The organism is Chloroflexota bacterium (genome assembly GCA_016219275.1).
In the GTDB taxonomy this organism is placed as follows: domain Bacteria; phylum Chloroflexota; class Anaerolineae; order UBA4142; family UBA4142; genus JACRBM01.
Genome location: JACRBM010000088.1, coordinates 122391 through 144965 on the forward strand (window position 1 = coordinate 122391; position 22575 = coordinate 144965).

The window sequence follows — 22575 nt, forward strand, 5'->3', positions numbered from 1 at the left end:
ATTCATGCTTATCGTCGGAATGATTTCAGGAACGTCAGCAGATGGCATTGACGCGGTGGTCGTCGAGATCACCGGCGCGCCGCCCGCGCTCAAGTGGAAACTCGTCCAGCATCATCACGCGAATTTTGCGCCGGAACTGCGCGACGAAATTCTCGCATGCTTTCGTCCGGCGCACGGTACGGTAGATCGCTTGTGCGCGCTCAATTTTCAACTCGGCGAAACGTTCGCGCGCGCCGCGCTCGACGCAATTCAACTTGCCGGACTTGTGCCGACCCAGGTGGACTTGATTGGCAGTCATGGTCAAACGCTATGGCATATTCCGAGTGGTCCTGACGCGTCCACCTTGCAACTGGGTGAAGCCGCGGTGATTGCCGAACGCACCGGCATCACAACCGTTTCCAATTTTCGCACCCGCGATATGGCGGCGGGCGGGCAGGGCGCGCCGCTTGTGCCGTACCTCGATTTGCTCTTGTTCGCGCATCCGGTTTTGACTAGAGCCGCGCAGAATATCGGCGGCATCGGGAATGTGACGTACCTTCCGCCCGTAGGGGCGACGCATGTGTCGTCCCTACAACCATTCGCCTTCGACACCGGTCCCGGCAACATGCTGATGGATTACGCGGCGCAACGCACCACCAACGGCGCGTGGTCGTTTGATCGCGATGGCGCGCTCGCAGCGCAAGGGCGCGTGAACGAAACGCTTCTGCACGAGTTGATGCAAGAACCGTACCTGCGTGAGCAACCGCCCAAGACAACGGGGCGCGAATTGTTCGGCGCGCAATTCGGCGCGCCGGTTTGGGAGCGCGCGAAATCGCGCGGCATCTCCGACCATGACCTGGTCGCGACGTTCACCGCGTTCACCGCGCATTCCATCGCGCAGGCGTACCGCGATTTTCTGCCAACCGGTGTGGACGAGGTGATCGTTTCCGGCGGCGGCGCGCTCAATCTCACGTTGATGCAAATGGTGCGCGATCTGCTCGCGCCCGCGCGCGTCATCGCGATTGACGAGACCGGCGTCAAGAGCGAAGCGAAAGAAGCGCTCGCATTTGCGATGCTCGCGTACGAGACCTGGTTCCAGCGCGCGGGCAACTTGCCCGCGGCGACCGGCGCGCGCCATCCGGTCGTGCTCGGCAACATTACGCCCGGGCGAGTGCATTTGGTACACGACGATACGGAATCGCTGACCGAGTCGCGCAATTCGCATTCCGAAAACATTGACACGCTCGACACGCTCGATATCGTGCGGTTGATGAACACCGAAGAGGAACGCGTCGCGCACGCGGTTGCCGCCGAACTGAAATCTATCGCGCAAGCCGTGGACGCGATTGCGGAACGCATGAAACGCGGCGGGCGTTTGATTTATCTCGGCGCGGGAACGTCGGGACGCCTGGGTGTGCTCGACGCGGCGGAATGTCCGCCGACGTTCAGCACCTCGCCCGACCAGGTTATCGGACTGATTGCCGGCGGCGCGCGCGCGATCACGCACGCGGTCGAAGGCGCGGAGGACAATGCCGATGCCGGCACGCGCGATATCGCGTTGTTGAATGTTACCGAGCGCGATAGCGTCGTCGGCGTCGCGGCGAGCGGGCGCACGCCGTACGTGCTCGGCGGAATGCGCGAGGCGAAACGGCGCGGCGCGTTCGTCGCGAGCGTCGCGTGCAATCGTCCTTCGCCGGTCGAGGAACTCGCGGACGTGGGCATCGCGGTGCTCGTCGGTCCCGAAGTCGTTACCGGTTCGACGCGGCTCAAAGCCGGCTCCGCGCAAAAGATGGTGTTGAACATGTTGAGCACCGGCGCGATGATTCGACTCGGCAAGACGTTTGGCAATTTGATGGTGGACGTGCAAGCGACGAACGCGAAACTGCGCGACCGCGCGCGGCGCATCGTTGCCGCCGCGTGCGAGGTTTCGCTGCAAGACGCGGACGCGTTGCTCGTCCAGTGCAACGACGAAGTGAAAACCGCGATTGTCGTCGCGCTCACGCGCGTGTCCCCGGACGACGCGCGGCGAAGATTACGTGAGGCGGGCGGTGCGGTGCGAGGGGCGTTGGAAAGAAAGTAAGTGGTAAATGGTAATTACCGGTCTTGAAATTCTGCTCAACGAAAAACTCGATCTGCTCAAGAACCAGCGCGTCGGTCTCATCACGAATCCGACCGGCGTCACGCGCACTCTGCGTTCGAACGTGGACGTGTTGCGCGACGCGGGTGTGAATCTCGTCGCGTTGTTCGGACCCGAACACGGCTTTGCCGCGTCGGCGGCGGATGGCGCGGCGGTCGAATCCGGACACGACGCGCGGACGGGATTGCCGGTCTATTCGCTCTATGGTAAGATTCGCAAACCGACGCGCGAGATGCTCGCCCATGTGGACGTGCTCCTCTTCGATTTGCAAGATGTCGGCGTGCGTTTCTACACGTACACCGCGACACTCGGACTCGCGCTCAATGCCTGCGCGGAGCACCAGGTTCCGCTCATCGTCCTCGACCGACCGAATCCGATCAACGGCAACATCGTCGAAGGCGCGGTGCTCGACCCAGGATTGCAATCGTTCATCGGTCACGGTCCTCTGCCGATTCGTTTTGGCATGACGCTTGGCGAACTCGCGCAATTCTACAATCGCGAGTTGAGCATCAACGCCGAGTTACGTGTGATTGGACTGCGCGGTTGGGATCGCGCGATGTGGTTCGATGAAACCGGCTTGACCTGGGTGACGCCTTCGCCGGGAATTCCAAATTTCGCGACGACGATTCCATACCCCGGAATGTGTTTCATCGAAGGGACGAATCTTTCTGAAGGACGCGGCACGGGCTTGCCATTCGAAATCGTCGGCGCGCCGTTCCTCGATGGGTACGTGCTCGCCGATTTTCTCAACGCACAAAAACTTGATGGGGTAATTTTTCGTCCCATCGCGTTTACGCCGTGTTCGAGCAAACACGCGAACGTCGAATGTTACGGCGTTCAGCTGCACATCACCGACTGCAACGCGTTCCGCGCGATTCCAGCCGGCTTGCATGTCATCGCCGCGTGCCGCGCGCTTGCGCCGACCCAGTTTGAATTTTTGCCGACGAGTTGGGAAGGTCGCCCGCCGCATTTCGATTTGCTCACCGGCGATGTGCGTGTGCGCGAAGGTTTGCTCACGAATCAATCCATCGAATTGTTGACGCGCGCGTGGGCGGATGATCTCGCGCGATTTGATGAAAAGCGAAAGAGCTATTTGTTGTATTAACCGAATCAACATAATCAATCAGTTCAGGCACAATCTAATTTTCTCAAAGGAGTTTGGATTCATGAGTTACACACCGCGTTCACTTTTTAGACTTCTTGAAGATATTGATGCACATCGCTTGCTACTCCCACATATCCAACGGCCATTTGTGTGGGAAAGAGAGCAGATGGGCAGACTTTTCGACAGCCTCATGCGTGAGTATCCGATACAAACCTTCTTGTTTTGGCGTACCAAAGAAGAAATCCGAGCGCGTCATTTTATGCCTGCTATTGATTTTGACGCGGATTTATCTGCTTTATATGACATACAACGTTCAGCCAAAGATGTAGAGAAAGTTTTTGTTCTTGATGGGCAACAACGACTCCAAACCCTTCATGCTATTTTTCGTGGGGGTATACGAAGTGATTTGGGTACAACCGAAGAAGCATATTGCGATATAGCGGCAGGTGATAAAGAGGTTGAAAATGGTGATGTTCTGCATAGTCTGACTTTTAGTTCTATACCTTTAGATTTACCTATGTTCCGTGTTCGTGACTTGGCAGAGAAACATGCCAATGGGAATCCATTGACCATTGCCGACGAACTGAATGATTTACTTGAAGCTAAACTGCAAGAGCCAAATGAGCAAAGGAAACTCCGCGAACGTAGAGTTCGATCAAATTTGCAACAACTCCATTCGATTTTGAACCACGACAAACATTTTTGGATCGATGAATTAGATGGAGTTGCGAAGCAGTACCCATATCGTCGAATTCTCGAAATCTTTGTTCGTGTAAATTCAGGGGGAACCAAACTCACTTCAGGCGATTTGATGTTTGCTGCCATGAAAGAGGGATGGGATGACATTGAAGAACGTGTCGAACAAATGGTGGATTTGCTCAATGGGGGAAAATTGGGCATCGATAGTGATTTTGTCTTGAAATGTCTTCTTCTAGCGCATGGCGAAGGCGCCGAAATACAAACGGAAAAATTCTATGGCGTGCGAGGCGAAGAACTAATAAAACGGATTGAACAATCATGGGACAAGGCTGAGAAAGCATTCCAACAGTTACGAGATTTCATTGTTCATGATGTCCGGGTATTCTCAGACAAACTTGTCCGTAGTTACAATTCTCTCATTCCTGTTTTTGATTTCCTGTTCATTAATCCTTTTCCAAATGAAGCGAACCGACTATTGATGGGGGCATATTATCACAAAGCACAACTCTTCAATTGGTATAGTAGCGCCACCGACTCGGTTCTGAACGCGTTGCATTCCATTGTTGGGAAAGACAGTAAAGGCGTTTTCCCACTTAGCGATGTGAAAAAGTACTTTGCATCTCGTGGTTATGCGGTTGAACTACAAGAATCCCACCTACATGATACCAGACTTCGCACATTGATTCTAAATATCGTGTATTGTGATCGCTGGGGTAACTCACCGTTTGATGTGGCATATAAAGGTAATGAACCGCACGTAGATCATATATACCCACAATACATGCTCAGAAGTCGGTTAGGGTGCGGAAGCTCAGCAATCAACGACATAGGTAACTTACGTTTTCTGGGCGCAACGGACAATATTCGAAAACGAGCAGAATTTCCCGATTCGTATTTTGCCCGACTAAAGTTACAGGGGATTCCAATCGAGAAACATTTATTGGTTCCAGAATTTTCGTACAACCCATCTGCGTTGACATTTGACAATTTTACATACGATACTTTTCGAGAGAGACGTAGGACAGAAATATGGAAATCTGCAAAGCGCATTGTTGATCCTGAAATTTCGGGGAATTAATGGTGTACTGATGAAAAAAAGGAGGTGATGTACAAGCACGCCAAAGAATTTTTACCCGACGATCATTTCCGTTTCCAACCATTCAAGGAGGAGAAAGTGAAACGACTGTTTACTTTGTTCGCGTTGATCGCCGCGCTGGGTCTACTCGCCGCGTGCGCCGCGCCAACGCCTGAACCGACCAAGCCACCGGCTCCGACGAGCATGCCCGCACCGACCAAAGCGCCGGAAGCGACCAAGCCACCGGCTCCGACGAGCGCGCCCGTTGCAACGACTGCGCCGACCAGCGCGCCTGCTGCAACCAAAGCGCCCGAGCCGACCAAAGCTGCCGGACCCACCGTTGCGCCAACCGTCGGACCGACACCAGTTCGTACGGCAAAAGGTGGCATCCGCAAAAGCACGAGCGGTTACAAAGGCACGTTGAATCTTTGGGTGCTCGGTTACACGCCCGGCAACGCGTTCGCGAATCCGTTCGACAACGCGGTTGCACAGTTTATGATAGACAATCCCGACATCAAAGTGGAAATGACCGGCTATCCGCCCAACGATGAGGGCTTTGCCAAACTGACTGCCGCGCTTCAATCGGGACAGGGCATTGATCTCTTGCGGATGGCTTCGGATCGTTTGCCCGCGTACGTTGCCGAGGATCTGGTCGAGCCGATTGACACGTACCTCACCGCCGATGACAAAGCGGACATTCTACCGAATGTTCTCGATGTAACCCGCTTGAAGGATGGCAAGGCATTCTCGTGGCCCCTTTGGGTCGTCCCGATGGGCATCTATGTGAACAAGGACGTCTTCGCCGAAGCGAAAGTGGACTTGCCTCCGCAAAACTGGACCTGGGATCAGTTCGTGGAAGTCGCGAAGAAAACGACATTCAAACGCGCGAGCGGCGAGCAGGTCTACGGTTTCAGTGGTTACATTGATCCCGGCGTCGTCAATACCTGGGGCTTGTGGATGAGCGAAGACCCCAGTGTTCGCCCCGTGACCAAGGATGGCAAGTTCGGTTTCAACAATCCCGCCGCCTACAAAGGTTTGCAACGCTTTGCCGATCTCGCGCTCGTCCACAAAGTGACGCCGCCCGATTTCGGATCGCAAAAAGATTCGGATGTCAAAGGCGGTTTTATTAACAAACAGTACGCGATGGTCGTGGATGCGACCGGCTTTGCGCCAGCGCTCGTTGGCGCAAAAGCGAACTTTGAAATCTATCCGCACCCGACAGTCAATGGCAACAAACTCACGGTCGGCGCCGTCGGCTTGATCGGCGTTGCGAAGATGAAGGACGCGGTCAAACGGCAAGCCGCGATGGACCTGGGTCGCTACTTGACCAGCAACGCAGTGCAAGAGGACGTGCCACCCGGATCGAACGTGCCGACCGGGTTCTATCTCGCACCGGGCTCGCGCAAATCCGTAAAGATTGTCGCACCGCTCGACAAGTTCCTGCCCATGTTGCCGGATATGTGGGTTACCCCGCTCATCCCACAATGGGCGCCGCTCACGCGCTTGATCCACCCCGAATATCAAAACATCATTTTCGGCAAGATCAAACCCGAAGACGCGATGAAGAAAATCTCGGCAGAAGCCGACAAGTTGATTTCGACCAAGTAGAACGTGGCGCGTGAAGAGTATTGCGTATTCCGTGTCGGTTAATCCGATTACGGAATACGCAATACGCAATCTGAAATAGAAGCGAGGCGTAATGACAACAGTCCGCCAGTTTCTCCGCAAGCACGGTTGGAGTTATCTCTTCATTCTTCCCAGTATGACCACGTTCACGATATTCGTGTTAGTGCCGGTCGTGTGGTCGTTTATCATTTCATTTCAGCGGTACAGTCTCGCCCGCGGCGGCGTGTGGATGGATCCGCTTTACGCGAACTATGAACGCGCATTTACGATGCTCGGTGGGATTTTCGTTACCGCGATTCGCAACACGGTGATCTATACTCTCTTCACAGTGACAACAAACATCCTGGTTGGATTGATTCTCGCGAGTTTGATCCAGCCGCTCAGTCATCGCTTGCGTACGTTCTTTCGTGCGGCGTACTATTTGCCGGCGGTCACGAGCGCGCTGATCGTTGGAATGACCTGGGCGTACATCTTCAACGGACAATGGGGCTTTGCGAATTATCTCTTGCGTTTAATCGGCATCGCGCCGATGCGCTGGTTGTCCGACCCCGACATCGCGCTCGGCAGTGTGACGCTCTCCGCGATGCTCACGATTCCGGCGACCGCGGTCGTGCTGTACAGCGCGGCGATGGGTGCGATCCCCGCTGAATTTTACGAAGCCGCCGAATTGGATGGGGCGAGCGCGATTCGCAAGTGGTGGCATATTACGGTGCCGCTCATCAAATCCACGACGCTCTATCTCGTCGTGCTCTACACGATCGCGAGTTTCGAAGTGTTCGAGCGCATTTACATCATGGTGCCAAGCGGCGTCGGCAATTCGACGCAAACCATTGTTACGCAGATATACAACAACGGGTTCAAGGATTTCAATTTCGGCGTCGCCTCCGCCCAGGCATTTGTGTTGTTTTTGATTATCTCGAGTGTGGCGGTGTTCCAATTCCGCGCGTTGCGAAGCGATGTGGAGTACTGAACGGAAGGGAATAATGGAAATGAAGGAAATGAAGGAACTTTTCTTCATTTCCCTCCTTTCCTTCCCACGCTAAATCCGTAAAGTAGCAGACAGGAAATCATATTCAAATGAAGAGACCATTTTCCTCCGGCGCCGCGCTCGTCTGGTTCACGCTGATTGCAACTGCCGTCATCGCGCTCTTTCCGATGTACTGGTTGTTCGCGAACGCGTTCACGCCGATCACCTCCGTGCCGCCGCTTACGCCGATCCTGATGCCCGCGTTCAAACTGGACAACTTTGAGCGATTGTTGGTCAATAACAAATTTTATTCCAACTGGATGATCAACAGTTTGATCGTCGGACTTGCGGTAACCGCGTGGCACATTTTATTTGATACGCTCGCGGGCTATGCGTTTGCCAAGAAAAATTTTCCATTTCGCAATTTGTTTTTCTGGCTCATCATTAGCACGTTGATGATTCCGATTCACGTGACGTTCATCCCGCTTTACATCATCAATCGCCAACTCGGTTTGATTGATTCGCTGTGGGCGCTGATTCTGCCCGGCACTGCGAACGCGTTCGGCATTTTCTTGATGCGGCAGTACATTCAAACGTTGCCTTCTGAACTCGAAGATGCCGCGCGCATTGATGGCTGCAACGAGATCGGCGTGTTTCGCAACGTGATTCTGCCGCTCTCGCAGCCAGCGATTGCCGCGCTCGCGATTTTCACGTTCGTCCGCAGTTGGAACGATTTTCTGTGGCCCGTCATCGCGTTGAACAAGCCGCAGAATTATACGCTCACGGTCGGCGTCGCGAATATGCAGGGCGAGTTTATGACGGACTGGGGCATTATCTTTTCCGGCGCGTCGCTCGCCGCGTTGCCGATGATCATTTTCTTTTTGCTCTTCCAGAAATATTTCCTCGAAGGCGTCCGCATGGGCGCACTGAAGGGATAAGTGGTAATTGGTAAATGGTAATTACCAATTACCATTTACCCGACCTTTGGACAAAAAACTATGACAATCACCAACGTCGCCGTCGTCGGCGCGGGCATCCTGGGATCGCGGCACGCACGCGTGTTCCACGAAATGGACGAATCGGAACTGGTCGCGGTCGTGGATGTGGATGCGGCACGCGCGGAAAAAATCGCGCAGGCAAACGGCGCGCGTGCGTTCACCGACTTGAAACAAATGTTGGACCGCGTCGCAGTGGACGCAGTGAGCATTGCGACGCCAGACCATTTGCATCGCGACCCCGTTTTCACCGCGCTCAACGCGGGCAAACACGTCCTCCTCGAAAAGCCGCTCGCGACGACCGCCGACGATGCGCGCGCAATCGTCGCCGCCGTCGCCGCGTCCAAGCGCGTTGCGATGGTGAATTTTAGCCAACGGTACGTGAGCGATCACATTTGGATCAAACAACAGATTGACGCGGGCAACATCGGCGCGCCGCGTATGGTCATCTCGGTCAAGTTCGATACGATTTATGTGCCGACTGGGATGATTCCTGGGTGGTCGTCGCAAACGTCGCCGATTTATTTTATGAGCAGTCACGATTTGGATATGACCGAGTGGTTCATCCACGCGCGTCCCGTCGAAGTGATCGCGCGCGAGGTGCGCGGCACGCTCGACGCGCGCGGCTTTGCGGCGCACGATGGGTTGAACGCGTTGATTCAATTCGAGAATGGCGTTGGCGCGAATTTTCATTCGTCGTGGATTCACCCGAACACGTACCCGCGCGTCGCCGACGGGTACATGCAAATCATCGGCAGTGACGGCGCGATCATGTACAACAATCGCACGCGCACCGCCGAGATTTTTGATACACGCGGTGGACAAAAGGTCGAGTTCATCGGACCGCACACGGCGGACGAAGTGGGCGGCAAAATCACCGGCGCGTTCGTCGCGTCGCTCCAGCATTTTCTCGCGTGCATCCGCGACCAGCGCGAGCCGGACACCTCGCCGCGCCGCGCGTTGCCGATCGCGCTCGCGCAAGCGGCGGTGATTGAATCGTTGAAGACCGGACAGCCAGTTGCAATTCGTAATTCGTAATTCGCGCCTACCGGTACTGCGCACCGAATTACGAATTTTGAATTTAGAATCTAGAATTCCATGAACAGCCGCGAACGCGTCGCGCGCGCGATGCGCCACCAACCGGTTGACCGCGTGCCGGTAATGTGCCAACTTGCGCTGGGACATTACTTTTTGAACGCGGGCATCGCGCCGCATCGCATCTGGTTCACGAGCGAAGGTTTTGCCGAGGCGCTGGTCGCACTGCAACAGCGTTATCGCTTCGACGGCATTCTTATCAACATTCCCGGTCGTCCCGCGAATGTGCTCGACGATGTGGCGTCCATCGAAACGAACTCGGAGGGCGAACGATTGACGTGGCGCGATGGCGGCGTCACGTTCGTACCACGCGACGAGAATCCGCAACACGAGCCAACGACGCGCGCGGATTTCGAAACGATTGACCCAGACCATCTCGACGCGATTGACGAATTACCAGGATACGTTTGGAATACGTACCACATTCCGCGCGTTGCTGAGACGCGCGGCGTTTTGCGCGAAATTCCGGATTATTTCTTTCGCACGATTGATCTCGTCAAACGCGCGGTTGGCGATTCAGTTTCTATTCACGGCGAAGTGTTTTCGCCGTTCACGCATTACATGGAGTTGTTTGGTTACGAGCAAGCGTTACTCTCGCTCATCACCGACCCAGGCAAAGCGCACGCGCTACTCGACCGACTCACCGACGCGTCAATCGTGTGGGCGGTGGCGCAGGCGAGGCGCGGCGTGGACGCGGTGCTGATTTCGTCCGCGTTCGCCGGCGGTTCGCTCATCTCGACCGCGATGTATCGCGAGTTTGTGATGCCGTACGAGCGGCGCGTGACCAACGCGGTGAAGGCAACCACACTCCTCACCCCTCGTTCCCTTCTCCCCTCTCCTGTAGCCACGCCCTTAAGGACGTGGCTACAGGAGAGGGGAGAGGGGGTGCAGGGGGAGTGGGGTGAGGCAATCCCAGTCTACACGCACACGTGCGGACGCATCGGCGATCGGCTTGAGTTGATGGCGGAAACTGGGACGCAAGGCATTGACACACTCGATCCGCCGCCGCTCGGCAACGTCGAACTCGCGGAAGCCAAGCGACGCATCGGCGACAAGTTGTTCATCAAAGGTAATCTCGATTCGGTCGCGTTGCTCGCGTACGAAACACACGCGCAAGTGATCGCGGAAGCGGTGCAGCGAATTCGCATCGGCAAAATCGGCGGTGGATACATTTTGAGTACGGCGTGTTCGGTCTCGCCGCATGTCCAACCCTGGAAGTTGGAATTGCTTGTGCCGCTCGCGGAGGACATTGGGCGCGGATGAACGCGGACAAACGCGGATTTTTCTTTTTTATCAACGCGCACACATGCCTGGCGGGATCAAAGTGCCAGGGTACGCGTTAATCCGCGTCCCATAAAAATTCGGGGATAGAGGAGGATGGCTCGCGCGACCTTTGCCCGGTCAATCGGTCAAATTGTTTTCCAGGAGGAGATAGAATGTTACGCAAAATCACACTAATCGTTTCTGTGCTCGCGCTGTCTGCGCTGATGTTGATCGCGTGCGCCGCACCTACCGCGCCCGCGCCAGTCGTGCAGACCAAAGTCGTCGAGCAGACTCGCGTGGTCGAACAGACTAAGGTGGTCGAAAAAGTAGTCGAAGCAACCAAGGTCGTCGAACGAGTTGTGACCGCGACGCCTGCGCCGACTGCCGCGCCGAAATCCGGCGGCGTGTTGATCGCCGCGCGCGCAGCGGATATGCAAGGTCTCGACCCGCACAAACAAACCGCGTTCGCGTCGTTCCGCGTGCTCGAGTTGATTTACGATCCGCTCGTGACGCTCGACAAAGATATGAAAGTTGTGCCGCATCTCGCCGAAGCGTGGAAGTGGTCGGAAGACGGCAAGACGCTCACGATGACGCTGCGCAAAAATGTAAAGTTCCACAATGGCGACCCGATGACGTCGGACGATGTAAAATTCTCGTTCGAACGCATCCTCGACGAAAAGACCGGCGCGGCGGCGCGCGCAAATTACGCGTTGATTGAAAAGATCGAAACGCCGGACGCGAACACGGTCGTGTTCACACTGAAAACGGCGAACGGCGCGTTGCCCGCGGCGATGACGAGTCTCAACAGCGCGATTCTCTCGAAGAAAGCGGTGAGCGGCGGACAAGACCCGGCGAAAACCGCGAACGGTACCGGCGCGTTCAAGATTGCGGATTGGCAGCCGGACAAAATCCTCAAACTCGACGCGAACAAGGATTACTGGATTCCCGGACAGCCGCGCCTGGCGGGCATCGAGTTCCGCACGATCCCAGATGAAGCGAGCATTCTCGCCGGCTTGCGCGCCAAGACGATTGACTGGGCGCTCATCAACGACCCGCGCGTGGGCATTCGCGCCGGCGCGGGCGGCAGTGGACTGACGGTGACGCGCGCGCCCGCGCTCGCGTACCACGTGTTGCAGTTGAACGCCTCGCGCCCGATGTTCAAAGACCTGAAGGTGCGCCAAGCCGTGTCGTGCGCGATTGATCGCCAAGAGACGCTCGATGTGGCGTCACTCGGCGAAGGCGAAGTGACTTCGCCCGCGACTCCGCCGTTCTATCGCGCGGCGCTCAAAGACCTGCTCTGCTACACCAAGGATGTGGACAAGGCGAAGAAATTGCTCGCCGACGCGGGCAACCCGACGGTCAAGTTCAAGATCATGGCGGCGAACGCAGAACCACCGACCGCGCTTGCCGAAGCGCAGAACATTCAAGCGCAGTTGAAAAAGATCGGCATCGAATCCGAAATCGAATCGCTCGAACTAGGCGTCTACGTGGATCGCTGGCTCAAGGGCGATTTCGATGCGACGGTCGCGCTCAATGGCGGCAATCCCGATCCCGATATCATGTTCTTCCGCTATTGGCACAGCACCGGCAACTTGAACCTCGTCGCCAATTACAAAGATCCGGAAATTGACAAGTTGCTCGAACAAGGTCGCGTGACCGCGGACCCGGCGAAACGCAAGGAAATCTACGACAACATTCAAAAGAAACTTGCGGATGCCGTGCCCTGGGTGTGGCTGTACGTCGGCTACGAATATCGCGTGATGCAACCGTACGTCAAGGGCTTTGTGCCGCTGGCGAACGGCGCGAACACGTACCTGCGCGAAACCTGGCTGGACAAATAATTTCAGATTGTAGATTGCAGATTGCAGATTTGGCAAACGCCAACTGCAATCTGCAATCCGAAATCTGAAATCTGAAATCTGGGATGCAACGATTTATTTTACAGCGCCTCATCGCGCTCGTGCCAACCTTGTTCGGCATTTCGATCATCGTGTTTCTGGTGATGCGTCTAATTCCCGGTGACACGATCAGCGCGATGATTGGCACGCAGTACAAACTGACCGAGGTCCAAGCCGCGGCGTTGCGGGCGTACTATGGACTGGACAAGTCATTGCCGGAGCAGTACTGGATTTGGTTGACGAACGCGCTCCAAGGCAATTTGGGGTTTTCGGTGCGAAGCGGACAACCGGTGCTCGGCGAAATTCTCAATCGCTTTCCGCTCACACTCGAACTCGCGCTGGGCGCGGTCATTATCGGTTTGCTCATCGGTTTACCGGTCGGCATCATCTCCGCGATCAAACGCGATTCGCTGATTGATCTATTCGGGCGTTTGTTCTCGCTCGTCGGTTTGGCATTGCCGAATTTTTGGCTTGGCACGCTCATCATCCTGGGTTTATCGCTTTATCTCGGCATGCTTCCGAATTCGGGCAATTACACCGAGTTCACGCAGAATCCGCTCGCGAATCTGCAACAAATTTTATTTCCGGCGATCACGCTCGGCTTGGCGTTCTCGGCTTCGGTGATGCGCGCGACGCGTTCCTCGCTGCTCGAAGAATTGTTCCAGGATTACGCGCGCACTGCGCGCGGCAAGGGTTTGAAAGAACAAACAGTCATCACCGTACACTGTTTGAAGAACGCGCTCATCCCCGTCATCACGCTCGTCGGCGTCGAGATGGGCTATCTGCTCGGCGGCGCGATTGTCGTCGAAGAAGTGTACGCGTTGCCCGGCGTCGGACGACTATTGCTCAACGGCATCAGCCAACGCGATTACGCGATTGTGCAAGGCGCGGTCGTGTTCATCGCGTTCAATTTTGTCATCATCAATTTGCTCGCCGATCTCGCGTACGCGTTCGTCAATCCGCGGATTCGGTACGACTGACCGCCGCCGACCGACCGCCGACCGCAGATGGAATGCGGCGGGCAGAGCGGTCACATAACGATTATGAATTCATCGAAACGTAAACTCCCCCGCCTCCTCCGCTACAAAAGCGCGGTCATCGGTCTCGTGCTCGTCGCGCTGTACTTGATCGTCGCGACGTTTGCCGGTGTGCTCGCGCCGTACTCACCCATCGAGCAACGCGCGCCGGATCGTTTGCAAGAACCGAACGCCAAGTATTTACTCGGTACGGACGAATTTGGACGCGATATTCTCAGTCGGTTGATGCACGGTGCGACGAGTTCGCTGCGGATCGCGCTACTCGCGGTTTCGCTTGCCACGCTTCTTGGCACCACGATTGGAATGCTCTCTGGATACGCCGGCGGGATCGCGGACAATGCGATTATGCGCGTGATGGATTTGTTCTTTGCGTTCCCCGCGATTCTGCTCGCGCTTTCGATTGTCGCCGCGCTCGGTCCGGGCGCGAACAACACGATTCTCGCGATTGCCGTCGTCTACACGCCGATCTTTGCGCGCGTGGCGCGCGGTCCGGTCCTCGCAACGAAGGAGATGGAATTCGTTTCCGCCGCGCGTTGCGTCGGCGCAAAGCATTTACGTATCTTGACGCGTCACATTTTGCCGAACATGGTCGCGCCGATCATCGTCCAGGTTTCGCTCGCGCTCTCGTGGGCGATGCTGACCGAAGCCGCGTTGTCATTCCTGGGTCTGGGCACGCAGCCGCCGCAACCGTCGTGGGGCAGTATGTTGAGCGAGAGCCGGCGGATGATGGAGATCGCGCCGTGGATGGCGGTGTCGCCCGGCATGGCGATCATGCTCGGTGTGCTCGGGTTCAATCTACTCGGTGACGGCTTGCGCGACGCGCTCGATCCGCGATTAAAGTATTGATCCGCGAATTGGCAATTGAAATTGCCCCGCGTGAGCCGGTGGCTGGTCGCCCGCCCCCACTCCGCTTCGCTACGGGGCTATAGTGCGCGGGCGAAAGCGCGTCCGCGCAGGCGGACGCCCGGCGAGACGCCCACAAAGGCGATTTCAATCGCCCCATCGCGGATGAAGAAGAAATGACTGACGAACTGACCATCCGCCCACTCATCCCCGCCGACATTCCCGGCATCGCGCGCTGGGTTGCCGCGACGCCGTTGTGGCAACGCTACGACGTAACCGAAGCGAGTTTTGCCGAACGATTGTCGAGCGGACTCGCGAGCGGTGCGACGATTTTTGTTGCGGAACGCGCGGGCGAGGTACTGGGATTTGTGTGGCTGGTCGCGCGCGGCGCGTTCAATCGTAGTGCGTACATCCAGCTCATCGGCGTGCGTCCTGATGCGCGCGTCGGTGGTGTGGGGCGCGCGTTGATGGAATTCGCGGAAGCGCACGCGCAATCGCGCGATCTGTTTCTGCTCGTGTCGGATTTCAACACCGACGCGCAACAGTTTTACGCGCGGTTGGGATACAAGCAAGTTGGCAAACTAGATGATTATGTGGTACAAGGTGTGAGCGAGTTGGTGTTTTGGAAGAGACTGGGATAATGCCGCGTGCAACTTGTTTGTCATTTCGAGCGTAGCGAGAAATCGCTCGTCTCTGACGACAACGAGATTTCTCGTCGCGAAAACCGCTCCTCGAAATGACAACCCGGAAATTGCACATTAGGTTGGGATGATGAAATCTGGGCACATAAAAGATCTTGGATTGATTGCACTTGGGGTAGGATTGCTCAGTTCTGTTTTTTTCAACATTGTGCTTTTTCAGCAGGGCGATAATTACTACAAAGAATTGAACGCCGTTCGTCTCAATCCGCTTGGGTTAGATGCTTATCCGATTCAAACACCTGTGAGCATTGACAAACCGATTCTGGTGTTCTTTGGCGATTCACGGGCTTTTGCGTGGACGCCGCCGGAGAATGTTCCTTTTCAAATTGTAAATCGCGGGATTGGCGCGCAAACGTCGGCACAGGTCGCCGCGCGGTTTGATGCTCATGTTGCTCCATTGCGCCCGCGAGTCGTTGTTGTCCAAGTCGGTATCAACGATCTCAAGACGATCCCGCTTTTTCCTGAGCGGAAAGATAATATTATCGCAAATTGCAAAGCGAACATCAAGCGAATTGTTGACCAGGCGGTTGCACAGAATGCAACTGTTATCTTGACCACCATTTTTCCATCAGGGCAGGTTCCGTTGGAACGGCGCTTGTTTTGGTCGGACGATGTCGCCAAGGCGATTGCCGACGTTAATGCTTACATTCGTTCGTTGGCAAGTGAGCGTGTGATCGTCTTTGATGGTTTTGCGATCCTTGCAAATGGTGAAGGTGTGGTTCGCTCAGAATATCGGATTGATTTGTTGCACATCAATCAAGGCGGTTATGCCGCGTTGAATGTCGAATTAGAGCGTTTGTTAGTCACGCTTGCTAAATGATAAAACGAGGTCATCTATGGCAGTCACCTCTCAAGCACAACCCCAAGTGTTTTCGCTTTGGACGCTGGTCGAGCGCATCACAAACAATTTTATCCTGCGCCGCATCGTCAAAGCGCTGTTCACCGTGTGGCTCGTCACGACGATCACATTTTTTGTGATTCGCGCGATGCCGGGCAACGCGGTGGACATTTTGATTCAAGACCTCACCGCGCAAGGCATGTCGGCGGACGACGCGCGCACGCAAGCCGCATCGCTACTTAGCATCAATCTCAACGCGCCGGCGCACGAACAGTACTTGGAATATCTCGCCAATGTCACGCGCGGCGACCTCGGCAGATCGTACAAATCGCGCGGGCTGTTTGTTACCGATCTAGTCGTCCAAGTTTTGCCGTGGACGCTGTTCAGTGTTGGCTTGTCGCTCCTCATCACGTTTGTCCTCGGCATTGCGCTCGGCGCGATCATCGCATACACACGCGATTCATGGATTGACCACCTCATCAGTAATCTCGCCGCCATGCTCGATGCCGTGTCGCCGTACCTCATCGGTCTGCTCGCAATTCTGCTGTTGAACGTCACGTGGAAACTCGTGCCGCTTTCCGAAATGCGTGGCGCGCTATCGCCCGGCATTCAACCGGAATTCTCGTTCGAATTCTTCGCCGATGCATTCACGCACGTCAAAGTATTGTTGCTCGTCTACGTCCTGGCATCGGTCGGTTCGTGGATTTTAATTATGAAGAGCAATACGATCACGACGCTCGGCGAAGATTATGTGACGGTTGCGCGCGCACGCGGCTTGAGCGATTTTCGTATCCTCACCGCGTACGTCGGGCGCAACGCGACGCTGCCGCTCTTCACGCGTCTTGCGATTTCGATTGGCTTCGCGGTCGGCGGCTCGCTGTTGCTCGAAAGTTTGTTCACCTATCGCGGCGTCGGCTTTTTGCTCGCGCGCGCGATTTCCGAACGCGATTATCCGGTGATGCAAGGCGTCTTCCTCGTCATTACGATTTCCGTTGTCGCCGCGAATCTCGTCGCCGATTTTCTCTATGGCTGGCTTGATCCGCGCATTCGCATCGCGGGCGGAGGCAACTAGATGAACGCGTGGCGCGATTTTTTCATCGGCACTCTGCGCGAAACCGGCAAAACGCTCAAACTCCTCGCGCGCAACAAGATGGGCATGTTCGGATTTCTGATGACGCTGCTCATCGTCTTGCTCTCGCTTTTCGGTCCGTTGATCTGGCCCCCCGAAACGTCCGCGAACGTTGCCGACATCAATCAAGGTCCGTCGCTCAAGCATTGGCTCGGCACTGATTTTCAGGGACAAGACAATCTGCGCAAGGTCATCAATGGCGGTAAGGACATTGTGACGATTGCGTTTCTCACTGGGTTGATCGCCACCACGATTGCGGTGACGGTCGGTTCGATCAGCGCGTTCATTGGCGGCACGCTCGATAGCATGATGATGGAACTTGTTAACATCTGGTTGACGATTCCGAAATTTCCTTTGCTCGCGGTCATCGCGACGGTGATCAAGTTGAACGACATTGTGACGCTTTCGATTTTGATGGCGCTTCTCGATTGGCCCGGACTGGCGCGACAGGTGCGCGCCCAAGTGTTGTCGCTGAAAAAACGCGATTACATCGAAGCCGCGACGATGCTCGACTTGGGCACACGCGACATTGTGTTCCGCGAAATTTTGCCGAACATGATGTCGTTCATCGTCGTCTCGATGATTTTCACAATGACATTCGCGATTTATCAACAGACCGGCCTCGTGTTTCTCGGCATCGTCCCGTACTCTAGCTCAAACTGGGGCGTGATGATTAGCGCGGCGGAACGGCGCGGTGTGCTGTTCACCGCGTCGGCATCCTGGAGCATCCTCGCACCGATGGGCGCGATCGTGTTGTTCCAACTTGCGCTCATCACCTTCGCGCGCTCGCTCGAAGAAGTGTTCAATCCCAGATTGCGAACAAGCGTTTGATTAGATGTTGGAAGTTGGAGGTTGGAAATTGGATTCTAACCTCCAACTTCCAACCTCCAACCTCCAACTTCTAATTATGCAACCAACCTTATCCGTCCAAAATCTCTCTATCGAGTACGCCGCGCAGCGCGGCAAGGTGCGCGCGATTCGCAACGTGTCGTTCGACGTGCAACGCGGACAAGCACTTGCGCTCATCGGCGAAAGCGGTTCCGGCAAAACGACGCTCGGCTTGGGCGTCGTGCAGTTGTTGCCCGCGACTGCGAAAATTACGCAAGGCAAAGCGATCTATCGCCGCGACAATAACACGATTGACGCGCTCACGCTCAAAGGCAAGGCACTGCGCGAGTTTCGCTGGAAAGAATGCGCGATGGTGTTCCAGTCCGCGCTCAACGCGCTCAACCCAGTTCTGCGTATCTCGGAGCAATTCGCGGACACGTCGAAGGCGCACGGCTACGTGCAAGGGCGCGCGCTCAAAGAACGATCCGAGCAATTGCTCAAAATGGTGCGGCTCGACCCAGACCGCGTGTGGAAATCATTTCCGCACGAATTGTCCGGCGGCATGCGGCAACGCGTGTTGATCGCGCTGAGTTTGCTACTCGAACCACAATTGTTGATTCTCGACGAGCCGACGACCGCACTCGATATTCTCACACAACGCAACATCATGGATGTGTTGAAAGAGTTGCGAACGAAACTCGATTTCTCGCTCATCTTTATCTCGCACGATTTGTCGCTCGCCGCCGAACTCGCGGATCGCGTCGCGACGGTGTACGCGGGCAAGGTCGTCGAACTCGCGGATGTCGCGACGACGTTCAAGCAGCCGACGCACCCGTACACGATTGGGTTGATCAATGCGGTGCCGACGCTTAAAGGCACGAGAGAGGATTTGACTTCGATCCCAGGTTCGCCGCCTGACCTCATCGAATTGCCGACCGGGTGCAAGTTCCACCCGCGCTGTCCGCTCGCCGACGAAAAATGTAAACGCGATGAACCCGAACTCGAAGAAATCGCCGCGGGACATCAGGTGGCGTGCTGGCAGTGGCGGAATGCGCGACAATCGTTAGAAAAGTTCAAGGCGTGAATCTATGTCCAACCCAATCATCATTCTTAAGCAAGTTACGCGTACATTCCAAGTCAAACGCCAAACGATCAAAGCCGTTGACGATGTGTCGTTCGCATTGAACGAAGGCGAAATCCTCTGCCTCGTCGGCGAATCGGGTTGCGGCAAGACGACGACCGGCAAAATGATCGCCGGCGTTCTACCCGTGTCGTCGGGCGAGATTTTGTATCGCGGGCAAAACATTGCCAAATTGCGCGGAAGCGAGCACAAACAATTTCGGCTGGGCGTGCAGATGGTGCATCAAGACCCGTACTCGTCGCTCAACCCGACGCACACGATTCAGGATATCATCGCCGCACCGTTGCGCCATCACGGTTTCACGCGCGGCGACGCGGCGACGCGTCAACGCGTGCGCGAGTTGCTCGAACTGGTTGATCTCACGCCGCCGGACGATTTTCTCGAAAAATTTCCGCATCAACTTTCCGGCGGACAACGCCAGCGCGTTTCAATTGCGCGCGCGCTGACCGTCGCGCCGTCGTTCATCATCGCGGACGAAGCAGTCTCGATGGTGGACGTTTCGATTCGCATCAGTCTGCTCAACACGCTGACGAAATTGAAAGAGGCGATGGGATTGGCGGTGCTGTTCATCACGCACGATCTCGCGCTCGCCAAATATTTCGCATGGGAAGGGCGCATCGGCGTGATGTACCTGGGTCGCTTGGTCGAACTTGCGCCCGCGCGCGAATTGGTCGAGCATCCGCAGCATCCGTACACCCAGGTTTTGCTCTCCGCGATTCCCGAAGCCGATCCCGAAGTGACGCGGCACAAAAAACAAATCCAACTCCGCAGTATGGATGTGCCGAGTCTCATGCGCTTGCCGACCGGCTGCGCATTTCATCCGCGCTGTCCGCAATTTGTCGGCGATGTGTGTGTGCGCGACGTGCCAGAGTTGCGTGCGGCGAATGGGGCAATGGTGGCTTGCCATTTGGTGAAAGGTGGTTAGGTGGTTGGGTGGTTCGAGTGAACCATCCAACTACGCAACCACCCAACTACCCAACGACTTATGAATCCCGAACTCGGTCTCGCCTGGTTTCGCATCGCACTCTTTTTCACGCTCGTCTCCGGGGCGCTCTTATTTTTTGAAAAACCTGGGACGGCGGAATTTGTCATTACCGTGACCTCGTTTATAATCGGTCTCGTGATGCTCGCACTCATCGCCATCATCGTCAAACGCGCGAGCGGATGATTTTACTAAAGGAGGTGCAATCCACATTAACCACCCAACTACCTTACCTACCCAACTTCCAACCACTAAATTTGAGGAGGAGAGAAAATGCGAAAGTTATTGCTCGTTCTGACATTGCTCACTGTGTTTGTCCTAGTCGTCGCGTGTGCGCCCGCGCCGACCGCCACGCCGGTTCCACCGACGAAAGCGCCGGAACCGACTAAGGCGCCGGCTCCAACTGCCGTGCCCACCAAAGCGCCGGAACCAACCAAAGCCCCCGCGCCGACGACTGCGCCGGCTGCCACGAAAGCGCCCGAACCGACGAAAGCCGCCGTTGCGCCGACCGTCGCTGGTCCCAAGCCAGTTACGTTGACGGTGACACTTCGTAAAGGAATGAAGTGGAGCGACGGTTCGAACTTTACGACGAAAGATATTGTCGGCACGTACGACATTTTGTGGCTGCAGTCCAGCTCGACCTGGAACTTGCTCACCGATGTCGTCGCGAAAGATGACACGACGATTGATTTCATGATCAAGACGCCGGGTCCCGCGATTCTCGACACGATTGTGCGTTCGCAAGTGACGCGCCCGTACGCGCAGTACGGCAAGTGGATGGACGCCGCCGCCGATTTCCGCAAAAAGAATGCGGACCGCAAGAGCACGGATGTGACCAAGGTGTTGGACGAAATGCTCGCGTTCCGTCCGCCGAGCGCGGTCGTCTACGGTCCGTACAACATTGATCCCAAGAGCATCACCGAAGCGCAGCTCACTCTGGTCAAGAACGCGACCGGGTTCAATGCCGACAAGATTGATTTCGATAAAGTGACCGTCTACTGGGGCGATACCGTTCAGGATATGCCGTTGTACCTGTCGAGCGAGATGGACTATTCCTCGAACGCGTACAGCCCCGCAAACTTGCAAGCGATTCGCGCGGTCGGCAGTTACATGGTCGTCCTTGGCGGACCTGGGACGAACGGTCCAGGCATGTACTTTAACAACGACGTGTATCCGCTGAACAAAAAAGAAGTCCGCCAAGCATTTGCGTACGCGATTGATCGTGTCGAGAACTGCAAGGTCGCGTTCGGCGATGCGTGCCGCCCGGTCAAGTACGAAGCGGGGTTCACCGATGCCGCCGTGCCGACCTGGCTTTCCGCCGCGCAACTCGCCAAACTTAACACGTACGACGCGGACGTGAAAAAAGCCGAAGCGTTGTTGACCGGGCTCAATTTCAAAAAAGGGTCCGATGGAATCTGGGTGGACGACAAGGGCAAAAAGATGGAGTACGAATTGAGCGTGCCCGCCGATTTCACCGAATACCTCGCGTCATCTGAAAATGTCGCGCAACAATTGACCAAGTTCGGCATCAAGATCACGGTCAAGCCGTACCAATCGTCCGAACGCACGAATGTGCACAAATCGGGCAAGTACCAAATCTCGATGGACATTGGTTTCCGCTTCACCTACTTTCACCCGTACGTCTCGTTCGATTACAACCTGCGTCCGGGGGTGGTGAGCGCGGGCTGGAAGAACAATCCCGAAGGTGCGGAAGGCGAACGCGGCATCAACTTGCCGTTCAAGCAAAAGACCGCGGATGGCAAAGAGATCAACATCAAAGAGTGGGTGGACAAGATGGCGGAAGGGTTTGACGTGGAAGCGCAAAAACCCTACGTCGCCGATGTCGTGAGCATGTTCAACGAACAACTGCCTGTCTTGATGATGTTCGAACGTTACCTCACCGACCCGATTGACACCAAGACGCGCGTCACCGGTTGGTTGCCGCAAGACGACAAGATTTACAAGAACAATCAGAACAACTCGCCGGTCGCGCGCCAATTCTTGAGCGGTCAACTCAAGCCGAGCGCGACGAACAAGACGAAAGAATTCAAGACGTCGTACCCATACATCCAACCACCAAAGGCAAACTTGAACGCGTTTGCCACCGACAGCAACGCGACGGTGAGTGGTATCGGCGCGGTGCTCGCCCCGTTCATGTATCCGCCACTCACGTGGTACGATGTGAACGAAGGCAAGTACGTGCCGTTCTACGCGGAGAAATGGGAAATCAAGTAAGT

General features: G+C 55.8%; 18 protein-coding genes and 1 pseudogene. All 19 read left to right on the top strand.

Going from position 1 to position 22575, the window contains the following annotated elements; genetic code table 11:
• Nucleotides 1-4 precede the first annotated feature (4 nt).
• The 19 genes and pseudogenes from HY868_23965 to HY868_24055 all read left to right on the top strand — a co-directional run bounded on the left by HY868_23965 (nt 5) and on the right by HY868_24055 (nt 22573).
• Nucleotides 5-1144 (top strand): annotated as a pseudogene (locus tag HY868_23965) (anhydro-N-acetylmuramic acid kinase).
• A 922-nt stretch (nt 1145-2066) separates the two neighbouring features.
• Entirely contained in the window at nt 2067-3221 is a 1155-nt protein-coding gene (locus tag HY868_23970) for a DUF1343 domain-containing protein (protein MBI5305209.1), read from the top strand.
• Nucleotides 3222-3282: 61 nt separating this feature from the next.
• Nucleotides 3283-4998 (top strand): DUF262 domain-containing protein, encoded by a 1716-nt coding sequence (locus HY868_23975; protein ID MBI5305210.1) that lies wholly within the window; start codon nt 3283-3285, stop codon nt 4996-4998.
• Between the two features lie 96 nt (nt 4999-5094).
• Entirely contained in the window at nt 5095-6603 is a 1509-nt protein-coding gene (locus tag HY868_23980; protein MBI5305211.1) for an extracellular solute-binding protein, read from the top strand.
• Between the two features lie 91 nt (nt 6604-6694).
• A complete protein-coding gene (locus HY868_23985; protein MBI5305212.1) occupies nt 6695-7591 on the top strand; it encodes a sugar ABC transporter permease in 897 nt (298 codons plus the stop codon).
• A gap of 107 nt (nt 7592-7698) precedes the next feature.
• Entirely contained in the window at nt 7699-8526 is an 828-nt protein-coding gene (locus HY868_23990; GenBank protein MBI5305213.1) for a carbohydrate ABC transporter permease, read from the top strand.
• 60 nt (nt 8527-8586) lie between these two features.
• On the top strand, nt 8587-9621 hold the full coding sequence (locus HY868_23995; protein ID MBI5305214.1) for a Gfo/Idh/MocA family oxidoreductase: 1035 nt from the start codon (nt 8587-8589) through the stop codon (nt 9619-9621).
• 60 nt (nt 9622-9681) lie between these two features.
• On the top strand, nt 9682-10941 hold the full coding sequence (locus HY868_24000; GenBank protein ID MBI5305215.1) for a hypothetical protein: 1260 nt from the start codon (nt 9682-9684) through the stop codon (nt 10939-10941).
• A gap of 173 nt (nt 10942-11114) precedes the next feature.
• Nucleotides 11115-12782, top strand: a complete 1668-nt coding sequence (locus HY868_24005) for an ABC transporter substrate-binding protein (GenBank protein ID MBI5305216.1) — start codon at nt 11115-11117, stop codon at nt 12780-12782.
• An 83-nt stretch (nt 12783-12865) separates the two neighbouring features.
• Nucleotides 12866-13819, top strand: a complete 954-nt coding sequence (locus tag HY868_24010; GenBank protein MBI5305217.1) for an ABC transporter permease — start codon at nt 12866-12868, stop codon at nt 13817-13819.
• Between the two features lie 63 nt (nt 13820-13882).
• Complete coding sequence (locus HY868_24015) at nt 13883-14722, top strand: ABC transporter permease (protein MBI5305218.1); 840 nt, start codon at nt 13883-13885, stop codon at nt 14720-14722.
• Between the two features lie 173 nt (nt 14723-14895).
• Entirely contained in the window at nt 14896-15360 is a 465-nt protein-coding gene (locus tag HY868_24020; protein MBI5305219.1) for a GNAT family N-acetyltransferase, read from the top strand.
• Nucleotides 15361-15490: 130 nt separating this feature from the next.
• The gene (locus tag HY868_24025; protein MBI5305220.1) at nt 15491-16240 is read left to right on the top strand and encodes an SGNH/GDSL hydrolase family protein; all 750 of its coding nucleotides are present in this window, start codon (nt 15491-15493) and stop codon (nt 16238-16240) included.
• A 64-nt stretch (nt 16241-16304) separates the two neighbouring features.
• Nucleotides 16305-17330 (top strand): ABC transporter permease, encoded by a 1026-nt coding sequence (locus tag HY868_24030; protein ID MBI5305221.1) that lies wholly within the window; start codon nt 16305-16307, stop codon nt 17328-17330.
• Complete coding sequence (locus HY868_24035) at nt 17331-18218, top strand: ABC transporter permease (GenBank protein ID MBI5305222.1); 888 nt, start codon at nt 17331-17333, stop codon at nt 18216-18218.
• Between the two features lie 4 nt (nt 18219-18222).
• A complete protein-coding gene (locus HY868_24040; GenBank protein ID MBI5305223.1) occupies nt 18223-19299 on the top strand; it encodes an ABC transporter ATP-binding protein in 1077 nt (358 codons plus the stop codon).
• A gap of 4 nt (nt 19300-19303) precedes the next feature.
• The gene (locus HY868_24045; protein MBI5305224.1) at nt 19304-20281 is read left to right on the top strand and encodes an ABC transporter ATP-binding protein; all 978 of its coding nucleotides are present in this window, start codon (nt 19304-19306) and stop codon (nt 20279-20281) included.
• A gap of 60 nt (nt 20282-20341) precedes the next feature.
• Nucleotides 20342-20524, top strand: a complete 183-nt coding sequence (locus tag HY868_24050) for a hypothetical protein (protein MBI5305225.1) — start codon at nt 20342-20344, stop codon at nt 20522-20524.
• Nucleotides 20525-20611: 87 nt separating this feature from the next.
• The gene (locus HY868_24055; protein MBI5305226.1) at nt 20612-22573 is read left to right on the top strand and encodes a hypothetical protein; all 1962 of its coding nucleotides are present in this window, start codon (nt 20612-20614) and stop codon (nt 22571-22573) included.
• Nucleotides 22574-22575 lie beyond the last annotated feature (2 nt).

What these genes read in the sequence shown, in the direction of transcription:
- HY868_23970 (MBI5305209.1), top strand. Translation starts at nt 2,067, where the DNA reads ATGGTAATTACCGGTCTTGAAATTCTGCTCAACGAAAAACTCGATCTG.
- HY868_23975 (MBI5305210.1), top strand. Translation starts at nt 3,283, where the DNA reads ATGAGTTACACACCGCGTTCACTTTTTAGACTTCTTGAAGATATTGAT.
- HY868_23985 (MBI5305212.1), top strand. Translation starts at nt 6,695, where the DNA reads ATGACAACAGTCCGCCAGTTTCTCCGCAAGCACGGTTGGAGTTATCTC.
- HY868_23990 (MBI5305213.1), top strand. Translation starts at nt 7,699, where the DNA reads ATGAAGAGACCATTTTCCTCCGGCGCCGCGCTCGTCTGGTTCACGCTG.
- HY868_23995 (MBI5305214.1), top strand. Translation starts at nt 8,587, where the DNA reads ATGACAATCACCAACGTCGCCGTCGTCGGCGCGGGCATCCTGGGATCG.
- HY868_24000 (MBI5305215.1), top strand. Translation starts at nt 9,682, where the DNA reads ATGAACAGCCGCGAACGCGTCGCGCGCGCGATGCGCCACCAACCGGTT.
- HY868_24005 (MBI5305216.1), top strand. Translation starts at nt 11,115, where the DNA reads ATGTTACGCAAAATCACACTAATCGTTTCTGTGCTCGCGCTGTCTGCG.
- HY868_24010 (MBI5305217.1), top strand. Translation starts at nt 12,866, where the DNA reads ATGCAACGATTTATTTTACAGCGCCTCATCGCGCTCGTGCCAACCTTG.
- HY868_24015 (MBI5305218.1), top strand. Translation starts at nt 13,883, where the DNA reads ATGAATTCATCGAAACGTAAACTCCCCCGCCTCCTCCGCTACAAAAGC.
- HY868_24020 (MBI5305219.1), top strand. Translation starts at nt 14,896, where the DNA reads ATGACTGACGAACTGACCATCCGCCCACTCATCCCCGCCGACATTCCC.
- HY868_24025 (MBI5305220.1), top strand. Translation starts at nt 15,491, where the DNA reads ATGAAATCTGGGCACATAAAAGATCTTGGATTGATTGCACTTGGGGTA.
- HY868_24035 (MBI5305222.1), top strand. Translation starts at nt 17,331, where the DNA reads ATGAACGCGTGGCGCGATTTTTTCATCGGCACTCTGCGCGAAACCGGC.
- HY868_24040 (MBI5305223.1), top strand. Translation starts at nt 18,223, where the DNA reads ATGTTGGAAGTTGGAGGTTGGAAATTGGATTCTAACCTCCAACTTCCA.
- HY868_24045 (MBI5305224.1), top strand. Translation starts at nt 19,304, where the DNA reads ATGTCCAACCCAATCATCATTCTTAAGCAAGTTACGCGTACATTCCAA.
- HY868_24050 (MBI5305225.1), top strand. Translation starts at nt 20,342, where the DNA reads ATGAATCCCGAACTCGGTCTCGCCTGGTTTCGCATCGCACTCTTTTTC.
- HY868_24055 (MBI5305226.1), top strand. Translation starts at nt 20,612, where the DNA reads ATGCGAAAGTTATTGCTCGTTCTGACATTGCTCACTGTGTTTGTCCTA.